The 20442-nt window shown below is 70.1% G+C and carries 6 protein-coding genes; 5 read left to right on the top strand and 1 reads right to left on the bottom strand.

Features of this window, described 5'->3' with window-relative positions:
• Positions 1-130 precede the first annotated feature (130 nt).
• The 5 genes from M3330_RS08450 (at position 131) to entS (ending at position 19909) form a co-directional block, all read left to right on the top strand.
• Entirely contained in the window at positions 131-7894 is a 7764-nt protein-coding gene (locus tag M3330_RS08450) for a non-ribosomal peptide synthetase (protein WP_255028459.1), read from the top strand.
• 94 nt (positions 7895-7988) lie between these two features.
• The gene (locus M3330_RS08445) at positions 7989-9017 is read left to right on the top strand and encodes an ABC transporter substrate-binding protein (RefSeq protein ID WP_006551842.1); all 1029 of its coding nucleotides are present in this window, start codon (positions 7989-7991) and stop codon (positions 9015-9017) included.
• 110 nt (positions 9018-9127) lie between these two features.
• Entirely contained in the window at positions 9128-18505 is a 9378-nt protein-coding gene (locus M3330_RS08440) for a non-ribosomal peptide synthetase (protein ID WP_255028456.1), read from the top strand.
• On the top strand, positions 18427-18648 hold the full coding sequence (locus tag M3330_RS08435) for a phosphopantetheine-binding protein (protein ID WP_006551840.1): 222 nt from the start codon (positions 18427-18429) through the stop codon (positions 18646-18648). Before M3330_RS08440 ends, M3330_RS08435 begins: the two co-directional genes overlap by 79 nt.
• A 10-nt stretch (positions 18649-18658) precedes the next feature.
• Positions 18659-19909 carry an enterobactin transporter EntS gene (gene entS, locus M3330_RS08430; RefSeq protein ID WP_024102995.1) on the top strand — a complete coding sequence of 417 codons (1251 nt, stop codon included), beginning with the start codon at positions 18659-18661 and terminating at the stop codon, positions 19907-19909.
• 68 nt (positions 19910-19977) lie between these two features.
• Here entS and M3330_RS08425 read toward each other — a convergent pair whose 3' ends face one another.
• Positions 19978-20376 (bottom strand): hypothetical protein, encoded by a 399-nt coding sequence (locus M3330_RS08425; protein WP_024102996.1) that lies wholly within the window; start codon positions 20374-20376, stop codon positions 19978-19980.
• Between the last annotated feature and the right edge of the window lie 66 nt (positions 20377-20442).

Here is a 20442-nt window from a genome sequence, read left to right as displayed (position 1 = left end):
GACACATGATCACTGAGCAACATATACGGTAAGCCTAACCTTTGGTACTGTGCCCTCCGGCGCCGCAGCGCGCACATCAGCGGATTCCGTTCCCAGCCAATCGTTTCGATCGAAGGAAAGAGGATCTCCAGTGCCCCTAGCCGGACCGGACGCCTCACGGCTCGCTCTGTCGCGCGCACAGTCGGGCGTATGGTTCGCCCAGCAACTGAACCCCGACAACCCGCTGTTCAACACCTCGGAATGCATCGAACTGCGAGGCGCGGTCGACGAGGAAGCGCTGGTCACAGCGGTTTCCAAGGCGGCATCCGAGGCTGAGGTGCTGGTCGCGGGGTTCGAGACCCTCGCCGACGGTACAGTCGTCCGGATTCCCGGTGCGCGCACACTCGATCTCGCCCCGACCGTCGACTTCACCTCCGCGGCGGACCCCTGGCAGGCGGCCCACGAGTGGATGGCGCGCGACCTCGAGCGGCCCGTCGACCTGTCGGTGGATCCGTGCGTCCGGGCCGCGGTCCTGCGACTCGCCGACGATCACGTCCTGCTCTACCTGCGTGCCCATCACATCGTCCTCGACGCCTTCGGGTTCTCGCTGTTCAACCGGCGCATCGCCGAGCGCTACAGCGCCGCGGTCGCCGGTACGGAAGTTGCTGCCGCACGGTTCGATTCGGTCGAATCGGTGATACGGGAAGAATCGGACTATCGCGACTCGGCCGACTTCGACGCAGACCGTGACTTCTGGAACGCGTACCTCGACGGCGTGGACGAAGCGGTCGCCCTGCGGCCCGGCCCGGGTGGCATCGCGCGGCGCTCCCGTGGCACGCGCTTCACCCTCGACGCCGACCGGCAGCGCGGTCTGGTGGCTCTCGGCAAGGAGGTCGGCGCGAGTTGGGGTGACGCGGTCACCGCGCTCGTCGCCGCCTACCTGCGCGGAGTTACCGGCCGCGAGGACCTCACGCTCGGTTTCCCCGTCATGAACCGGCTCGGCAGCGCCGCACTGCGGGTGCCGATCACCGCGGTCAATGTCGTTCCGCTGCGCCTGAATCCGACCGCATCGGCCACGCTCGTCGAGCTCGTCGCGCAGGTGCGCGACGGAGTGACGCTGTGCCGCAACCACTATCGTTACCGCACCGAGGACATACAGCGCGACCTGCGACTACCGACCGGATCCCGCGGCGTCATCGGCCCGTCGGTCAACGTCAAACCGTTCGGCGACTCGCTCCGGTTCGGCGACATGCGTGCGGCCGTGCACTCGGTCGCCCGAGGACCCCTGCAGGACTTCATGGTCACCGTGCGGCCCCTCGACGGCAGTGCCGGACTCGAAGTGTTCGTCGACGTCGACGCCGACGTCTACAGCGAGGCGGATCTGACGATCCACACCGAGCGGCTGGAGATGCTGTTCGGTTCGGTGGCCGAGCGGGATCTGCACACCCCGCTCGCGCAGGTGTCCGTCCTGACCGCCGACGAGCGACGGACGATCCTCGACGACTGGAGCCGCAGCCCGGACATCCCGTTCGACCCCGGCCTGACCCTCGTCGACCTGCTGCGGGAGAGGATCGAGGCGGCCCCCGACGCACCGGCAGCGGCGGACGCCCATGTGACGCTCACCTACGCACAGTTCGGCGCGCGGGTGCACCGCCTGGCCCGCCACCTCGTCTCGAGCTTCGATCTCGGCCGGCCGCACGCGCGGGTGGCCCTCGCGCTGCCCCGCACCGTCGACGCGCTGATCGCGATCCACGCCGTCCTCGAGACCGGCGCCGCCTACGTCCCGCTCGACGTCGATCAGCCCCTCGAACGCCTCGCCCACATCCTCGGCTCCACCGACCCCGTCTGCATCCTCACCACCCGCACGACCGACGACCGGGTCGCCGAGGTGACGGGGGTGCCGAAGCGCGTCGTGCTCGAGGATCTCGACCTCGACGCCGTGTCCGACGCTCCGCTCGACGACTCGGAGCGCGGCCCGCTGACACCCGACTCGATCGCCTACGTGATCCATACGTCCGGCTCCACCGGCAGACCGAAGGGCGTCGTCGTACCCCACCGTGGGCTGGTCAACCTGTTCCACAGCCACCGCGCCCAGGTGTTCACCCGTGCCGCCCGCGAGGCCGGCCGCGAATCCGTCCGCCTCGGACTGGCCTGGTCGCTCGCATTCGACGCGTCGTGGCAGCCGTTGCTGTGGATGCTCGCCGGGCACACCGTCGACATCGTCGACGAGGCGACTCAGCGCGACCCGGCGGCACTCGCACGCCGCGCCCTCGACGAGGGATGGGATTTCGTCGAGTTCTCACCGAGCCGGCTCGAGCAGTTCGTCGACGACGGCCTGTTCCCGGACGGCACCGTGCCCACCCTCGGTTTCGGCGGCGACGCCGTCTCCGAGCGGTTGTGGAGCCGCCTGCGCGAACGCCGGGGTGCGGCCTTCAACTTCTACGGCCCCACCGAGTGCAGCGTAGACGTCCTCGTCGCGGAGGTCGCCGACGCCGAGACACCGGTCGTCGGCCGTCCCGTCGCCAACCTGCGCGTCCACGTCCTCGACGCGGGACTCGCACCCGTGCCCGCCGGAACCGAAGGTGAGCTGTACGTGGCCGGGCCGGGTGTGGTCCGGGGATATCTCGACGCGCCTGCACTCACCGCCACGAGGTTCGTCGCGAATCCGTACTCGGAGGACTCCTCGGGTCCGTACGCCCGCCTGTACCGCACCGGCGACCTCGTGCAGTGGACCGAGGACGGCCGCATCGTCTACCGCGGCCGGGTCGACAACCAGGTCAAGGTCCGAGGATTCCGCATCGAACTCGGTGAGGTCGACGCCGCTCTGCTGCGCATCCCCGGCGTGTCCCGTGCGGCGACGGTGGTGCGCACCGATCCCTCCGGTGCTGCGCAGCTCGTCGGCTATCTCGTGGGGCAGGACGTGCCCGAACCGGTCGAGGCGCGCCGTCTCGTCGCCGAGTTCCTGCCCGGGTACATGGTTCCCGCGGCCCTCGTCGTCCTCGACGAGATGCCGTTGACCTCCAACGGCAAGCTCGACCGCACGGCGCTGCCCGAACCGGACTTCTCGTCGATGGTCTCGTCCCGCGTCGCGGAGACCGAGACCGAACGGACGCTGTGCCGGATCTACGCCGACATCCTGGGTCTCGACACGGTGGGCGCGGACGACGACTTCTTCGCGCTCGGCGGGCACTCGCTCAGCGCCGCGACACTGCTCGCCCGCATCCGTGACGAGCTCGGTGTGGAGTTGCCGATCCGGACGGTCTTCGATCATCCGCAGGTCGTCGCGCTCGCCGCGCACTGTGGAGACCACCCGACCGCCGCTCCGGCCGGACCGGCGCTCGTCCCGCGCGGTGAGAACGATCCGGCGGCCCTGTCCCTTGCACCACTGTCGTATGCGCAGCAGCGGCTGTGGTTCATGTACCGCATGGAAGGGCCCAGTCCGACCTACAACGTCCCCATCACGGTGGACCTGCACGGACCGATCGACCCGGATGCACTGCGGCAGGCGGTCTCCGACGTGCTCGCGCGCCACGAGAGTCTGCGCACCGTTCTCGTCGAACGCGACGGCGTGGGGATGCAGCAGGTGCGCGGAGTGGAAGAAGTTGCCGGGGTCGCAGTTCCCTTCGCGGTCGAGGCCGTCGACCGCGACGCGCTCACCGGGCGCCTGCATTCCGAGGCCCGGCACGCGTTCGATCTCGAACGCGAGATCCCGTTGCGGATCCGGTTGTTCACGATGGCGCCCGACGAGCACGTGATGCTCGTGCTCGCCCACCACATCGCGAGCGACGAATTGTCCACGCCGCTGCTGCTGCGCGATCTCGGCACCTTCTACTCCGCGCACGTACGTGGCGACTCCCACGAGCCTGCACCGCTGCCCGTGCAGTACGCCGACTACGCGATCTGGCAACGGGAACTCCTCGGCGACCAGGACGACGAGGACTCGCTCTCCGCACGGCAACTCGCGTTCTGGCGCAAGGAGCTCGACGGTCTCCCGGCCGAACTCGACCTCCCCGTCGACCGCCCGCGCCCGACCGTGGCCTCCTACGCGGGTGGCGGTGTCGAGCACCGGATCCCCGCCGACCGCGCGGCGACGATCCGGGAGGCCGCGCGCACGACCGGCACCACGATGTTCATGATGGTGCACGCGGCGGTGGCGGTCGCACTGTCGCACAGCGGCGCGGGCAAGGACATCCCGCTCGGATCGCCCACCGCGGGACGGCCCGCACCCGAACTCGAGGACCTCGTCGGCTTCTTCGTCAACATGGTGGTGCTGCGCACCGACCTCTCGGGCGACCCCACGGTGCGGGAGCTGCTCGCCCGGATCAAGGACACCGACGTCGCGGCGTACTCGCACCAGGACGTCCCGTTCGACCGCGTCGTGGAGACCCTCAACCCCGAGCGCAGCGCGGCCCGGCACCCCCTGTTCCAGGTGATGGTGCAGTACCAGAGCCCGCCGGCGATCACGGGATTCGACGGCCTGACGCCTACACCGTCGTTCGTCGCGAACGACACCGCGATGTTCGACCTCACCTTCGGCGTCATCGAGGAATCCGACGGTGGTTTGTGCGTGCGCGTCGAGTACGCCCGCGACCTGTTCGACGAGTCGTCCGCCGAGGCCTTCGCCGCGCGGGTCGAGCGGGCCTTCGCCGCGGTGTGCGCCGATCGGGACGCGAGGCTCTCGCAGCTCGCTCTGCTCACCGCCTCCGAGCGTGAGGTGTTGCGCGCCGGTGATGCGACCGCGCTCCCGGATCGCTCCGGACCGCGGAGCCTGCCCGCACTGTTCGCTCGCACCGTGGAGCGCTACGGCGAGGAGACCGCGCTGGTCACGTCGTCGAGCCGTCTGACCTTCCGTGACCTGGATGCGTGGTCCGACCGGATCGCCCGTCACCTCGTCGCGAACGGGATCGGTCCCGAAGACGTCGTGGGACTGAGTCTTCCGCGCGAATCCGTGCTGGTCGCGGCGATCCTAGGCGTGTGGAAGTCGGGAGCGGCCTATCTGGTGCTCGACCCGGAGCAACCGGCCGACCGGAACGAGTTCATGCTCCGCGACGCGGGTGTGGGCGTCGTGCTCGACGTCGACGCGGCCGGATCGATCACCGGCCCCGGCCCGGACGTGCACCTGCCGGACGTGCACCCGGACACCACCGCCTATCTCGTCTACACCTCCGGATCCACCGGCACCCCGAAGGGTGTGGTGGTACCGCACCGCGGTGTCGTGAACCTGTGGGAGACGGTGCGCACCCGTACCGTCGGCGATCCCGCGACGCGCCGACGCACCGTGCTGCTGAGCTACACCTTCGCGTTCGACTCGTCCGTCGAGCCTCTCCTCGCGATGCTGGGCGGCCACACCGTGCACGTGCTCGCCGAGGACCTCATGGCCGATGCCGAGGGGATCGTCCGGTACGTCCGGAGGCACCGCATCGACGCACTCGATTGCGGTCCGGTGCTCGCCGGTCGCCTGCTCACCGAGGGGCTCCTCGACCCCGCCGCGCCGCACCGTCCCGAGTCCATGGTGCTCGGCGGCGAGGCGGTACCGGGTGAGCTGTGGTCGCAGCTCGCTGCGGAAACCGATGTGCGCGTGAGCAACATGTACGGTCCGACGGAATGCACCGTCGACGCGACCGGCGTCGTACTCACCCCGGGCAGCACCCCGAACATCGGAACGCCGATCCACGGCGGCCGGGTGTACGTCCTCGACGCGCACCTGCGGCAGGTGCCCCCGGGCGTGCCCGGCGAACTGTACGTCGGCGGCCCGCACGTCACCCGCGGCTATCTCGGCCGGAGCGCGCAGACCGCGGGACGGTTCGTGGCCGACCCCTTCGGCACCGGCGGCGAGCGCCTGTACCGCACCGGCGATCTGGTGCGCTGGAGGATCTCCGGCACCGACGGCCCGGTGCTCGACTACCTCGGCCGCACCGACGACCAGGTGAAGATCCGCGGCTTCCGCATCGAACTCGGTGAGATCGAGACCGTGCTCGGCGGCCATCCCGCGGTGAGTGCCGCGGCGGTCGTGGTCCGCGAGGACGAACCGGGTCGAAAGCGGCTCGTCGCCTACGCGGCCGGAACGACGGACCCCGACACCCTCCGGATGTACGTCGCCGACCGGCTGCCCGACCACATGGTCCCCGCCGTCACGGTCGTGCTCGACGAGCTCCCGGTCACCCGCAACGGAAAGATCGACCGCAGAGCACTTCCCGAGCCGGTCTTCACGCCGGCCACCGAGAGTCGCCTGCCGGCGGACGAACTCGAACAACGCCTGTGCGAGCTGACGGCGTCGGTGCTCGGACTCGATGCCGTGGGCCCCGACGACGACTTCTTCGCTCTCGGTGGCGATTCGATCGTGTCCATCCAGCTGGTGTCCGCGGCGCGCGCCGCCGGGATCCGGTTCACCGCGCGGCACGTCTTCGAACACCGCAGCCCGGCGGGACTCGCCCGCGTCGCGGAGATCGAGGACGGGCCCGGGACGGTCGACGTCGAGGCGGCACTCGGGGACGTCCCGGCGACTCCGATCGTCCACGACATGCTCGACCGTGGTGGACCGTACGCCCGCTACGCGCAGTCGCGGCTGCTCCTCGCGCCCGCAGGGCTGACGCTCGACCGGCTGACCGACGGCGTCCAGGCCCTGCTCGACACGCACGACGCGTTGCGGGCCGTCTTCGATCCGCAGGCACGGGTGCTCGACGTCCGCCCGGTCGGTTCCGTCGACGCCGTCGATGTCGTGACCCGCGTGGACGTCTCGGACTCGGTCGACCTGCAGGAGGCGATCGTCGCCGCGACCGGGATCGCCTATGCCGAACTCGATCCCGCCGCCGGCGCGCTCGTGCGCGTGATCTTCTTCGACGCCGGTCCCGACGCGCCGGGACGGGTGTTCGTCGCGGTGCACCACCTCGTCGTCGACGGTGTGTCGTGGCGCATCCTGGTGCCCGATCTCGCCGGTGCGGTCGACGGTGTCGCCCCGGTGCGCGCAGGCACGTCGCTGCGCCGCTGGGCGCGGGGACTGCTCGACGGAGTGCCGGCGCGCAGATCCGAATTGTCGTTGTGGCGGCGCATCCTCGCCCCGGCGGGACGCGTGCGTCTGGCGTCCGGTGATCCGGATCCCACGCGGCACACCATGGCAGAAACCGCGAGGGTGCAGGTCGAGGTTCCTTCCGAGCTCACCGACGCGCTGCTCACGACCGTTCCCGAGCGGTTCCACGCCGGTGTCGAGGACGTCCTGCTCACAGCATTGGCGCTGGCGTCCGCGCGGGTGTGCGGCGAAGGGGCGGTCGCGGTCGACCTCGAAGGGCACGGCCGTGAGGAACAGGCCGTTCCGGGGGCGGATCTGTCGCGCACGGTGGGGTGGTTCACCACGCTCTATCCGGTGCGCCTGGACGTCGCGGGACTCGATGTCGCCGACGCGTATGCCGGCGGAGCGAGCGCGGGTGACGCTCTGAAACGCGTGAAGGAACAGCTGCGGGAGATCCCCGACAGTGGAATCGGATTCGGGATGCTGCGGCATCTCGACCCAGTGGGCGGCCCGGAACTCGCGAGCGTCGGCGCTGTGGACATCGGATTCAACTATCTCGGCCGGTTCACGCTGGGCGAGACCGAAGGGCAGGCGTGGGCCGGTGCTCCGGAGGGTTCGGCGCTCGGTGGGGCCACCGAAGCCGACATGCCCGTGGCGCACGCCGTCGAGATCGGTGTGCTCACCGACGATTCCGGTGCCGAGCCGGTGCTGCGCGGGATGTTCGGGTACAGCCCCGATCTCGTTCCTGCGGAGAGAGTGTCGGCGTTGGCCGACGAGTGGATCGCGGCGCTGCGTGCGCTCGCCGGGCACGCGTCGGACGAGGACGCGGGCGGGTTCACACCGTCCGACCTCACGCTCGACGACCTCGACCAGTCGGAGATCGACGATTTCGCGCTCGAATTCGGCTGAGGACGAAGCGCTTGGCGAGGCGGTCTCTTTCGGTTAGCCTAACCAATCATGACCGGGGCAACGCGCCCCGGCGGGAGACTCTGGGAGAACAACGATGCGCGTTCTGGAACGCAAGCGCGCGCGGGGCGCCGCGGCGCTCGGCGCGGCAGCCCTGCTGGCCGTCGGACTTGTGGGATGTTCGAGCGACGGCGACAGCAGCAGCGCGGAGAGCGGCACCGACTCCGCCGCGACGCGCACCTTCGAAGCGCAGAACGGCAGCATCGAGATCCCGGCCGACCCCCAGCGGATCGTGTCCTGCGGCTACGCAACCCTCCCGCTCATCCAGGCCGGCGCGAACCTCGCCGCCGTATGCGAGTGGAGCCGCGAGCTCGACAACATGGACGAGGAGACCCTGGCCGCCTACGAGGCGCTGCCGAAGGTCGCTCCCGACGGCGCCGTCTCGGAGCTCAACTACGAGGCAGTCACCGCCGCAGATCCCGACCTCATCATCATGGGCGTCCCGGCCCGCGTGCAGGAGCAGGTCGACGTGGCCAAGCTCGAGGCGCTCGCCCCGGTGGTCTTCGTCGGGCTCACGGTTCCGGGCGAGTGGCGCGAACTCGGTGAGCAGTACGCCGATGCCGCGAACGTCAGCGACTCCTACGGGGAGTTCAAGGAGGAGTACGAGGCTCGCGCTGCCGAGATCGCCGACAAGTACGCCGACTCGCTCGGGGGCCTGAAGTTCGCCGGCGTCTGCGGTGTGTGCGGTACCGAGCCCGGTGAGTTCTCCCGCGAATACGCCTCGTCGTACACCACCAACCTGTTCGACGATCTCGGGTTCGACTTCTTCGGTGAGCCGACCGATCCCGAGGGAGTTCACGCCGAGTACCTGTCGGTCGAGCAGTTGCCCGAGAACCTCGGCGAGGCCGACGTGATCGTCTACGGTGTCGAGGCCGACGGTTCGTTGCCGCCCGAGCTGGAGGAACTGTTCGCCTCCCCGCTGTGGCAGGATCTTCCCGCCGTGAAGGCCGGCAACCTCGTCGCCGTCAAGCACTCCAGTGCAGCGACCTACGAAACCGCTCTGCTGGCACTCGATTCCATCGATGCCGAGTTGGCGAAACTTCCGGCCAACCAGAGCCAGGAGTAGTCGCTGTTGCGGGCCCGCCCCGCACCACCGACCGAACGGCCCCCGACGTCCCGGCGCGGGGGCCGTTCGTCGTCCGTGCCCGAAATGACCGTCCATACCGAAAGCGACAGATGACCCGTTCCACTGCGCTCGAAGACATCGTTCCGCTCTCGCCGCTGCAACAGGGCCTGCTCTACCTGAGTACCGTTGCGGCGCCGACCGGCTCGACATCCGACGACACGGCTGGGGCCGATCCCGACGCCTACACGGTGCAATCGGTGGTGCGACTCTCGGGGGCGGTCGACGAGGAGCGGATGGCGGCCTCCGCGCAGGCGCTGCTCGACCGTCATCCGGCGCTGCGCACGTGCTTCCGTCCCCGTAAGGACGGCCGTACGGCGGGTCTCGTCGTGTCGGGCGTGGAGAATCCCTGGCGCAGCGAGGATCTGTCCGGTCTCGAACGCGCCGAGGCGGAACGCCGGCTCGAGCAGATCGTCGAGGACGACCTGCACGACTGGTTCGACCTGACGCAACCGCCGCTCGTTCGCTGGACCTTCGTGCGGTTCGGCGCCGACGAGGTGCGCCTGCTGCTCACCGCCCACCACATCGTCGTCGACGGCTGGTCGTCCCCGATCATCGTGCGCGAGCTGCTCGAGATCTACGCCGCCGGGGGATCGGCGTCGGGCCTGCCGTCCGTGCGCCCCTACCGCGACTATCTCGCGTGGCTCGGGCGCCAGGACCACGAGGCCGCCCGGTCGCTGTGGCGGGAGGCGCTCGACGGTGTGAGCGAGCCGTCGCTCGTGGCACCGCCGGGAGCGACCCGCTCGTCGGAACGCTGCGGCGAACTCGAGGTTCCGGTCCCCGACGGGCTCGGCGCGAAGCTCGCGGAGCTCACCCGCGCGAGCGGCGTCACGCTCAACACGGTGCTGCAGACCGCGTGGGCGATGCTCCTGTCCGGTCTGCTCGGCCGCGACGACATCGTCTTCGGCGCGACGGTCTCGGGCCGCCCTCCGGAACTCGTCGGCGTGGAATCGATGATCGGGCTGTTCATCAACACCGTTCCGGTGCGGGTGCGGCTCGATCCCGCCGCGACCGTCACCGAACTGTTGCGACGCGTACAGCTCGAGCAGTCGCGCACCGTCGATCACCAGTACCTGGGCCTGTCCGAGGTGCAGCGCGCCGTCGGGATCGGTGAACTGTTCGACACCCTCACCGTCTTCGAGAGTTATCCCGTCGACCGCGACGCCCTCGAGCGAGCGCAACGCGCCGGGGGAGTGACGATCACCGGCGTCGACGGACGCGACGCCACCAACTATCCGCTGGTCCTCACGGCCGGCATGTCCGATCGGCTCGTCGTCAAGCTCGACCACCGCCCGTCGCTGATCGACGCGGACGAGGCCGCCGCCCTGGGCGCCCGCCTCGTCGCGATCCTCGAGGCCCTGTGTGCCCGGCCCGATGCGCCTGTCGCCGACCTCGACGTCCTGCCGTCCTCGGAACGGGAACGTGTACTGGGCACCTGGTCCACCGCACCCGCCGCACCGTCGAGCGGCACCGTCGCCGACCTGCTCGCGCACCGGTTCACCACCGGCACCGACCGACCCGCAGTGGTGTGCGGTGAGCAGGAATCGTCGTTCGGTGAACTAGGCACGGCCTCGGCGCGACTGGCGAGGCTGCTCGTCGACCGCGGCGTGCGACCCGACGACCGGGTCGGTCTCGCGCTTTCCCGGACCGGCGCCATGGTCGACGCGATCGTTGCCGTCCTCACCGCCGGAGGCGCCTATCTGCCGCTCGACCCGTCCTATCCCGCCGACCGGTTGAAGCACATGATCACCGATGCCGCACCGCGTCTGGTGATCACCACCGACGCTGTGCGCGCGGGTCTCGGTGAGGTGCTCGACGGGGTCGACGTGCTGGTCCTCGACGACCCGGATGTCGAGTCCACACTGTCGGCGCTGTCGTCGGCTCCGCTCACGGACGCGGACCGGCGCGCTCCGCTCCGCCCGGATCATCTGGCCTACGTCGTCTACACCTCCGGCTCCACGGGTCTGCCGAAGGGCGTGGCCGTCACGCACGCCAATCTCGCCGACCTGCACGCCGCACAGGCCGCCGGGCCCATGCACGCCGCCGGTCGTGCGCCGCGCGACGGGCAGTGGCACGTCCTGCTCACCTACCCGTTCGCCTTCGACTCGGCGGTCGCCGCGCTCACCTGGCTCTTCGAAGGCCATGTGCTGCATGTGCTTCCCGACGACAACCGTGCCGACGTCGACCGCATCGTCGACTACGTGCGCACTCACGGCATCGACTACGTCGACACCGTGCCCGTGCTCATGAACCGCCTGCTCGACGCCGGTCTCCTCGAACCGGGTGGGCACGTTCCCGCGATCGTCACCGTGGGCGGCGAAGCGGTGAGCACCGCGCTGTGGCAGCGACTCACCGCGAGCGACGTGGTGGCGACGAACTGCTACGGACCCACCGAATGCACCGTCGATGCGACTTCCGCGCACATCGCGGGGGACACCGTGACGATCGGCGGTCCCACTCCCGGGACGAGCGTGCGGGTCCTGGACCACTGGCTGCGTCCCGTGCCCATCGGAGTGGCCGGTGAACTGTACGTCTCCGGAAACGGTGTCACCCGCGGATATCTCGGCCGCCACGACCTGACCGCAGCACGCTTCGTCGCCGATCCCTACGGGGTCGCGGGTGCCCGCATGTACCGCACGGGTGATGTCGTGCGCTGGACGGACGACGGCACACTCGGATACGTCGGCCGCGACGACGACCAGGTCAAGATCCGCGGATTCCGAGTGGAACCCGGCGAGATCGAGACCGCGCTCACCGCGCATCCGGCCGTGCGGAACGCCGTGGTGGTCGCACACACCGACCACCGGGGGACCACCCGCCTCGTCGGGTACATCGTCGGCGACGGACCCGACACCGCTGAGGTGCGGGCCGCGCTCGCCGACCGGTTGCCCGACTACATGGTCCCGGCGGTGCTCGTCGCTCTTCCCGTCCTTCCGATCACGGCCAACGGCAAGGTCGACCGGACGGCGTTGCCCGAACCGGACTTCTCGTCCCTGGCGGGTGCCGGCGAACCGCGCACCGAGACCGAGCGGACGCTGTGCGCCACCGTCGCCGACGTCCTCGGCCTCGACCGCGTGGGTGTCCACGACGACTTCTTCACCCTCGGGGGCGATTCGATCGTCTCCATCCAACTCGTGTCGCGTCTACGCGCGGCCGGCCTGCGCGTGACCGCCCGTCAGGTCTTCGAACTGCGCACCGCAGCCGCACTCGCCGCAGCGTGCGAGGCACCCGCCGAGGAACCCCGGCGAGCCCGGACGGCGGCGACCGGCCCGGTGCCCGTCACGCCGATCGTGCACGAATCCCTCGCGTCCGGATCGTTCGACTTGCTGCGCCGATTCACCCAGTCCCGGACGCTCGTCGCCCCCGTCGGCCTGCGGGAGACGGATCTGGTCACGGGTGTGCGGGCACTGCTCGCGGCCCACCCCATGCTGCGCTCGCGGTTCACCGTCGGCGACTCGGGACCGTCGGGGCGTACTCGTCGCGGTGCGACATGGATCGTGCCCGAGGACATCCCGGAGGCCGCGACGCTCGTCCGGCGAGTGGATCACTCGACCACGGAACAAATTTCGTGGAACGACCTCATCGCTGAAGCGTCGGCGGAGGCTGTCGACGCACTCGACCCCGAAGCCGGGGTGATGCTCCGCGTGGTTTTCCTCGACCCGGGACCGCAGCAGGCCGGACGGATCGTCGTGGTCGCGCACCACCTCGTCGTCGACGGCGTGTCGTGGCGGATCCTGGTGCCCGACCTCGCCGGTGCCGTCTCCGCGGCCACCCGCGGGGAGACGCCAGCGCCGGAGGACACCGGGACGTCCTTCCGGGAGTGGGCGGAATCGCTCGTCGAAGCGGCCTCGTCCGAGCGGATCACCGGATCGTGGCCGCTCTGGGAATCCGCCCTCGCCGCCGAGAGTTCGCCCGCGGTGGGAAGCCGCGCCCTGGACCCGCAGCGCGACATCGTGTCGACCTCGGCGTCCGTCGAGATCGACGTACCGGTCGACGTCACCGAACGCATCCTCACCGCGGTGCCGTCCGCCCTCGGTATCGGCACCGGCGATGTGCTGCTCGCGGCCCTCGCACTCGCCGTCACCGACGTCTGCGGCGGATCCGCCCTGCGAGTGCATCTCGAGGGTCACGGACGCGAGGAACAGATCGTGCCTGGTGCAGACCTGTCGCGTACCGTCGGATGGTTCACCTCCCTGTACCCCGTGACGGTCGAACTCGGCGGAGACCGTGCACTCGACGGCGGTGCTCCGCTCCGGGCCGTCGCCCACGCGACCGAATCGCTGAAACGCATTCCCGACAACGGAATCTCCTTCGGTCTCCTGCGTTTCCTCGGTGACGACCGCGACCGCTTCGATGGCTACCGGACCCCGGAGGTGATGTTCAACTACCTCGGCCGGATGACCCTCGGCGATACCGCCGACTCCGCGTGGTCGGCCGCACCCGAGGCGGCCGCGCTCGGTGGTTCCGTCGATCCGGCCATGCCCCTCGACCACGTCCTCGACGTCAACGCGATCACGGAGGACGGACCGGACGGACCCGCTCTCTCGGCGGTGTTCACCTACGCCACCGGTGCTCTCGACGCCGATCGGGCCCGCCGGATCGGGCAGCGCTGGCTCGCGGCACTGCACCTTCTCACCGACACGGTCTCCGGCGGTGCCGTGGGCGTCCCCGTGCCGTCGGTGCTCACGGCGTCCGGGTTGTCCGTCGACGAGGTGCTCGCACTGCACGCCGAAAATCCGGACGGCATCGAGGACGTCGTGCCGCTGACACCCCTGCAGCGCGGCATGTACTTCCTGGCCGGACTGGACGAGCCGTCGGGATCGGGCAGTGTCGCCGAGGGTGTCGATGTCTACACGATGCAGACCGACCTCGCCCTCGACGGCCGCGTCGACGCCGGCACGATGCAGCGCTCGGTGCGTGCACTCGTCGACCGGCACGCCGTTCTGCGCACCGGCTATCGACTCGGCGCAGCGGGCGAACCGATCGGCGTCGTCCGTCGTGCCGCCGAGCCGCACTGGGAGGTCGTCGATCTCGGGACCGTCGAGCCCGGCGAACTCGACACGCGGGTGGCGGAACTGCTCGCCGCCGACCGCACCCGCAGATTCGATCTCGCGGCCGCACCCCTGGTGCGCTTCACGCTGGTGGTCGCGGGACCGACGCGTGCGCGACTGCTGTTCACGATGCACCACCTCGTCTCCGACGGTTGGTCCACCCCGCTGCTCGTGCAGGAACTCCTGCAGATCTACGCCGCCGGGGGTTCCGCCGCCGGACTCGCGCCGGTCGTGTCGTTCTCCGACTACCTCGACTGGCTCGGCGAACAGGACGTCGCGGCCGGTGTCGAAGTGTGGCGCGAGTTGCTCGACGGCGTGGACGAACCCACCCTCGTCACACCGTCCGGTACGGCGCTGCGACCGCAGTTTCCCGCCGAACTGACGGTCGCCGTGCCCGACGGGCTGTCGCGGCGGCTCGTCGAAGCGAGCCGCGCACAGGGCGTCACGGTCAACGGACTCGTGCAGACCGCCTGGGGCCTTCTCGTCGGGTCGCTCACCGGCAGAACCGATGTCGTCTTCGGTGCGATCGTCTCCGGGCGCGTCCCCGACGTGCCGGGCGTGGAATCGATGATCGGCCTGTTCATCAACACCGTCCCGGTACGCGTCCGCACGCAGGCGGGGGAGTCGATCACCGATCTCGTCACTCGCACGCACGGCACCCAGAACCGCGTGATGGACCACCAGTACGTCGGTCTCGCCGACATCCAACGTGCCGTCGGGATCGGCGAACTGTTCGATACCCTCCTCGTCTTCGAGAACTACCCCGTCGACCGCGACGCCCTCGGCGCGGCGCAACGGGACGGCGGCGTGCGGGTCGGATCGGTCGGGGGTTCGGACGCCACGAACTTCCCGCTCGTGCTGGTCGCGGGACTGGAGGACGAACTGCACCTCGGCCTCGAGTACCGGACCGATCTGTTCACCGAGGACGACGCCACCGCACTGGGGGAGCGCCTCGTCCGCATCCTCGACCAGCTCGTCGCCGAGAACCCCGGCACCGTGGCGCAACTCGATGTGCTCACGACCGCCGAGCGGGCCGGTCTGCGCAGCGACCGGTCGACGACCCCCGCGGCCCCGTCGAGCGGAGCGGCGACCGTCGCCGATCTCCTGGCGCGGCAGATCGCCCGCACCCCGCACGCACCTGCGGTGGTTGCCGACGGCACGACACTGTCGTTCGCGGAACTGGGCGGGCGCTCCGCGCGACTCGCGCGGCTCCTCGTCGACGCCGGAGTCGGACCGGAGACGGTCGTGGGACTCGCGCTGCCGCGGTCCGAGCACATGGTCGTCGCGATCGCGGCGGCGATCTCGTCGGGTGGCGTGTACGTGCCGATGGACCCGTCCTATCCGCAGGATCGACTGGCGCACATGGTGTCCGACTCTCGACCACAGGTGATCGTCACGGTCGCCTCGGTTCTCGACGGTATCGTCCCCATCGCAGGCGACACGAGGATCGTGGTGCTCGACGACCCCGACCTGCAACTCGGCGAATTCTCCACCGCCCCACTGACGGATGCCGACCGCCGCGGTGCGCTGCGCCCGCACAACGGCGTGTACGTCATCTACACCTCCGGTTCGACCGGACTGCCGAAGGGTGTCGCGGTCACGCACGCGAACCTGCTCAACCTGTTCGAGAGCCACCGCGCGGATCTCTACGTCCCGACCGTAGCGGCGTCCGGACGCGATTCCGTCGGCGTCGGGCACGCGTGGTCGTTCGGTTTCGACGCCTCGTGGCAGCCGACCCTGTGGCTGCTCGACGGACACACGGTGCACGTCTTCGACGAGGACACCATGCGTGATCCCGAACGGATGGTCGCATACACGCTCGAGCACGAACTCGACTTCCTCGAGGTCACCCCGTCCTTCCTCGACCGCATGCTCGCTGCCGGACTGTACGAGAGCGGACACCGCCCCGCCTCCGTCGGATTCGGTGGCGAGGCAGTCAATCCGGCGTCGTGGCAGCGACTGCGGGAGCTGACCGACGGGCGCGCCTTCAACCTCTACGGACCGACCGAATGCACCGTGGACTCTCTCATCGGGGCCGTCACCGACGCCGACACACCGTGCCTCGGCCGGGCCGTGCACGGCGCCGGCGCGTACGTCCTCGACGCGATGCTCCGGCCCGTCCCGATGGGTGTGGTCGGCGAACTGTACGTCTCCGGTGCCGGTGTCGCCCGCGGATATCTCGGCCGACCCGACCTCACGACGGTGCGGTTCGTGCCGAATCCTTTCGCCGACGACGGCACCCGTATGTACCGCACCGGCGACCTCGTCCGGCGGGTGCGTGGTGCCGATGGCCGGCCCGTGCTCGAATTCCTCGGCCGCGGCGACGATCAGGTCAAGATCCGCGGCTTCCGGGTCGAACTCGGTGAGGTGGAGGCCGCGCTGACCGCGGTGCGCGGGGTGCGGGACGCGGTCGTGGACGCGCACACCGACAGTCGCGGCGTGACACGCCTGGTCGGCTACGTGACCCCCGACGGCGACGTCGATCCGGCGGTGGTCCGTGCCGCGGTCGCCGAGCGCCTGCCCGACTACATGGTGCCCGCCGTGGTGCTGGTGCTCGACACCTTCCCCGTCACCGCCAACGGCAAGGTGGACCGCAAGGCCCTGCCCGAACCGGACTTCTCGTCGCTGGTCGGGGCGCGTGCGCCGCGCACCGGCACCGAGCGGGTCCTCGCCGATCTCGTCGCGGATGTGCTCGGGCTCGACCGGGTGGGGATCGACGACGACTTCTTCTCGCTCGGTGGCGATTCGATCGTCTCGATCCAGCTCGTGTCGAAGGTCCGGGCCGCCGGGCTGTGGATCACCACCCGCCAGGTGATCGAACTGCGCACCGTGGAAGCGCTCGCGGCCGCCGTGGACGACGACACGGGAGACACCCACCCTGTTGCCGTCGGCGAGGCGACGGGGGAGGTGACCGTCACGCCGATCGTGTGGGACACCCTCGAGCAGTGGACGGGCCTGTCCCGGTTCTCACAGGCACGCCTGCTCGTCGCGCCGGTCGGACTCACGCTCGGCGTTCTGCGGACCGCGGTCGAGGCGCTCGTGGCCGCCCACCCGATGCTGCGTTCGACCTTCCGCATCGACGACGAGGGACGGCCGTCGTGGACGGTCCCCGAGACCGTTCCCGACCTCACCGCAGCCGTGCGGCGCGTCGACGCCACGGGCCGGGACTGGGACGAGTTGTTCGACGAGGAGCGTGAGAACGCGTACGCCGCACTCGATCCCGAGAACGGGACGATGGTGCAGATCGTGTGGTTCGACTTCGGGCCGCAGCAGGCCGGACGCGTCCTGATCGTCGTGAACCACCTCGTGGTGGACGGCGTGTCGTGGCGGATCCTCGTCCCCGACCTCGCCGACGCCGTCGAACAGGCCGAACGCGGGGAGACGGTGACCCTGTCGTCGAGCGGCACATCCTTCCGGGTGTGGGCGGACGAACTCGCGAAGGCGGCACGCTCGGAGCGGATCACCGCGTCGTGGTCGGCCTGGCAGCGTGCCGTCGACGCCGACGAACCGATGCTCGGTTCGCGCCCGCTCGACCCGGCACGCGACACCGTCCTCTCGACCCGGTCGACCCGCGTGCAACTGCCCGTCGACGTCACCGAGCGGGTCCTGGCCGCGAACGTCGTCGACGACATCCTGCTCTCGGCCCTCGCCGTCGCGGTGGCGTCGGTCCGGGGTGGCGACCAGGTCCGCATCGACCTCGAGGGACACGGCCGGGAGGAGCAGGTGGTCCCCGGTGCCGACCTGTCGCGCACGGTCGGCTGGTTCACGTCGATGTATCCGGTGACGGTGGATCTGGCGGAGGTCGACGTGGCGTCCGCGTCCCGGGACACCGACGCCGCGGGCGCGGTGCTGCGTGCGGTGGCCCGCGCGTCGCGGGAACGACCCGACAACGGCATCGGCTTCGGCCTGCTGCGTCGACTGAACCCGGACTTCGGCGACCGCTTCGCCCGGTACGTGCCGCCGGCCGTCGTCTTCAACTACCTCGGTCGGCTCACGCTCGGCGAGGCGTCGGGCAGCCCGTGGTCGGGTGCACCGGGCGCCGCTGCGATCGGGGGTTCGGTGGATCCGGACATGCCGCTCGACCACGTCCTGCAGGTGGACGCGATCACCGAGGACACCCCGGACGGCGCGGTTCTGGAATGCGAGTTCGCCGCCGCAGCGGACGTGATCGACGCGGACACGCTCGCCGAGATCGCGCGGATCTGGCAGGAGACGGTGCAGGTCGTCGTCGCCGCGAAAGAACTCACCGGCACCGCTTACCAGGGCACAGCGCCTGCACACATCGAAACAAGGAGAACACCATGCTCGATCGCACTACCGTCCTCGCCGACACCGCCCGGATCCTGGACATCGACGTCGACGAACTCGACCCCTCGGTGAGCCTCGTCGACCAGGGACTCGACTCCGTCCGGCTGATGGCCCTCGTGGAACAGTGGCGTAGCGCCGGCGTCGAGGTCGACTTCGTGGACCTCGCCTCCGCCCCCGACCTCGAGCAGTGGATCGCGCTGCTCACCCGCGGATGAGCGGGTGATCGTGGCCGTCTTCGAGAAGCTCCTCATCGACCTCGACCCGCTGCGGACCAGCCGCGAGTTCCGGTACCTGTTCACCGCACGCGTCGTGTCGCTGTTCGGTCTCGGTTTCCTCATCGTGGCCGTGCCCGTGCAGGTGTACCAGCTCACCGGCTCGACGGCGCAGGTCGCCGCCGTCTCCGCGGTGATCGGTGTGACCACCTTCGGGGCCACCTTCGCGGGCGGGGTGCTCGCCGATCGGTACGACCGGCGGAACGTCATCGCCCTCGCCCGCGGCACCGCGGGCGTCGCCTTCGCGCTGCTGGCGATCAACGCGTTCCTGCCCGAACCGCAGATGTGGGCGATCTACGTGCTCGCCGTCGTCGACGGCATCGCGGGCGGGATCTCGTCGACCGCGCTCATGGCGGTCACCCCCAGCCTGATCCCGCGCGACAAGCTCGCCGCGGCCGGCGCGCTCATGGCGCTGACCGCCGACCTCGGATCCATGATCGGCCCGGCGCTCGGCGGTGTCGTCATCGCCGCCGGTGGTGTGGGTGTGGCCTACGCGCTCGCGGCGTTCACCACGGCGATCACCACCTTCTGCATCACCCGCCTGCCGTCGCTGCCGCCGACGCACGTGGCGGAGGAATCACCGCTGAAGTCGGTGGTGTCGGGTTTCCGGTACGCGGCACACAACCGCGTGGTGGGGCAGGTGCTGATCGTCGGATTCCTCGCGATGCTGCTGTCCGGCTGGGCCGTGCTGATCCCGGAGTTCGCCGACGAGGTGCTCGGCGTCGGACCGTCGGTGGTCGGCCTGCTCTACACCGCACCCGCCGTCGGAGCCGTGGTCGGCTCGCTGACCAGCGGCTGGACCGGCTCGATCCGCCGGTACGGGCTGGTGGTGTACCTGCTCATGGCGGTCTCCGCCGCCGGTCTGGTGGGTGCCGGCGCGACCGGCGTCCTCGCCGTCGTGCTGCTCGGTCTGGCCGCGCACGGTTTCGGCGACTCGCTCGCGGACGTCGTGCGGTACGCGACCGTCCAGCGCAACACCTCCGACGAGTACCGCGGACGGATCGCGGCCGTGTGGGGCGCGCAGGTGACGGCCGGTACCTCCGTCGGCGCGGTCGCGGCGGGCGTCGTGGCCTCGCTGGTGCCGATCTCGATGGCCCTGACCATCTACGGCGTGGCCGGTGTGGTGATCATCGCGATCATGTTCGTTGCGACCCCGACGCTACGGCGGTTCGAGGACACGGGCGATCTCGAAGCTGTGGGCTGACCTGCGGGTCGACGAGCGGGGCCGGGGTGATCCCCGGCCCCGCCTTCGCGTCGATCAGCGCTTTCGCGTCATACCCGTCCGTCGCGCGCCCAGGCCTCCACGGCCGAATACCCTTCGCTGACGCCCTGGGTGTAAGCGACGAGCGCGCCGTACAACCGGGATCCCTCGGTGGCGAGCTCGATGGTGCCCACCCAGTCGGCAGCGCGTGCCATGACGTGCGCGCAGATGTCCTGCCGGTCGCGTGTCGCGGACGACACGATCCGGAACGCCTCGTCGGCGATCCGGAAGGTCTCGGCGACACCGCGCCAGAAAAACTCCGCGTCCATGGCAGAGCGCAGCGACTCGTAATCCGTCGTGTCCTGCATCGCCGTAGCGTGTGCCAGTCGCTGCAGAGCATGCTCCGCAGCTCCGACGGGGAAGTACGTCACGTCGTCGATGGTGTCCTTGCCGCCGCTTGTCGTTCTCACCGCAGAGATGGTGCCCGATCTCGAGCGAATACGAAACAGCTCGTAGGTAACGGTATAGGCACGCGG

The sequence above is a fragment of the Rhodococcus sp. GA1 genome, assembly GCF_024321955.1.
Lineage (GTDB): Bacteria > Actinomycetota > Actinomycetes > Mycobacteriales > Mycobacteriaceae > Rhodococcus > Rhodococcus pyridinivorans.
Note: the sequence above shows the minus strand (reverse complement) of the source record. Positions and strands in the feature narration are given on the sequence as shown.

Bases quoted from the DNA above. Each gene is read 5' to 3' on its own strand.
- M3330_RS08445 (WP_006551842.1), top strand. From the start codon at position 7,989: ATGCGCGTTCTGGAACGCAAGCGCGCGCGGGGCGCCGCGGCGCTCGGC.
- M3330_RS08440 (WP_255028456.1), top strand. From the start codon at position 9,128: ATGACCCGTTCCACTGCGCTCGAAGACATCGTTCCGCTCTCGCCGCTG.
- M3330_RS08435 (WP_006551840.1), top strand. From the start codon at position 18,427: ATGCTCGATCGCACTACCGTCCTCGCCGACACCGCCCGGATCCTGGAC.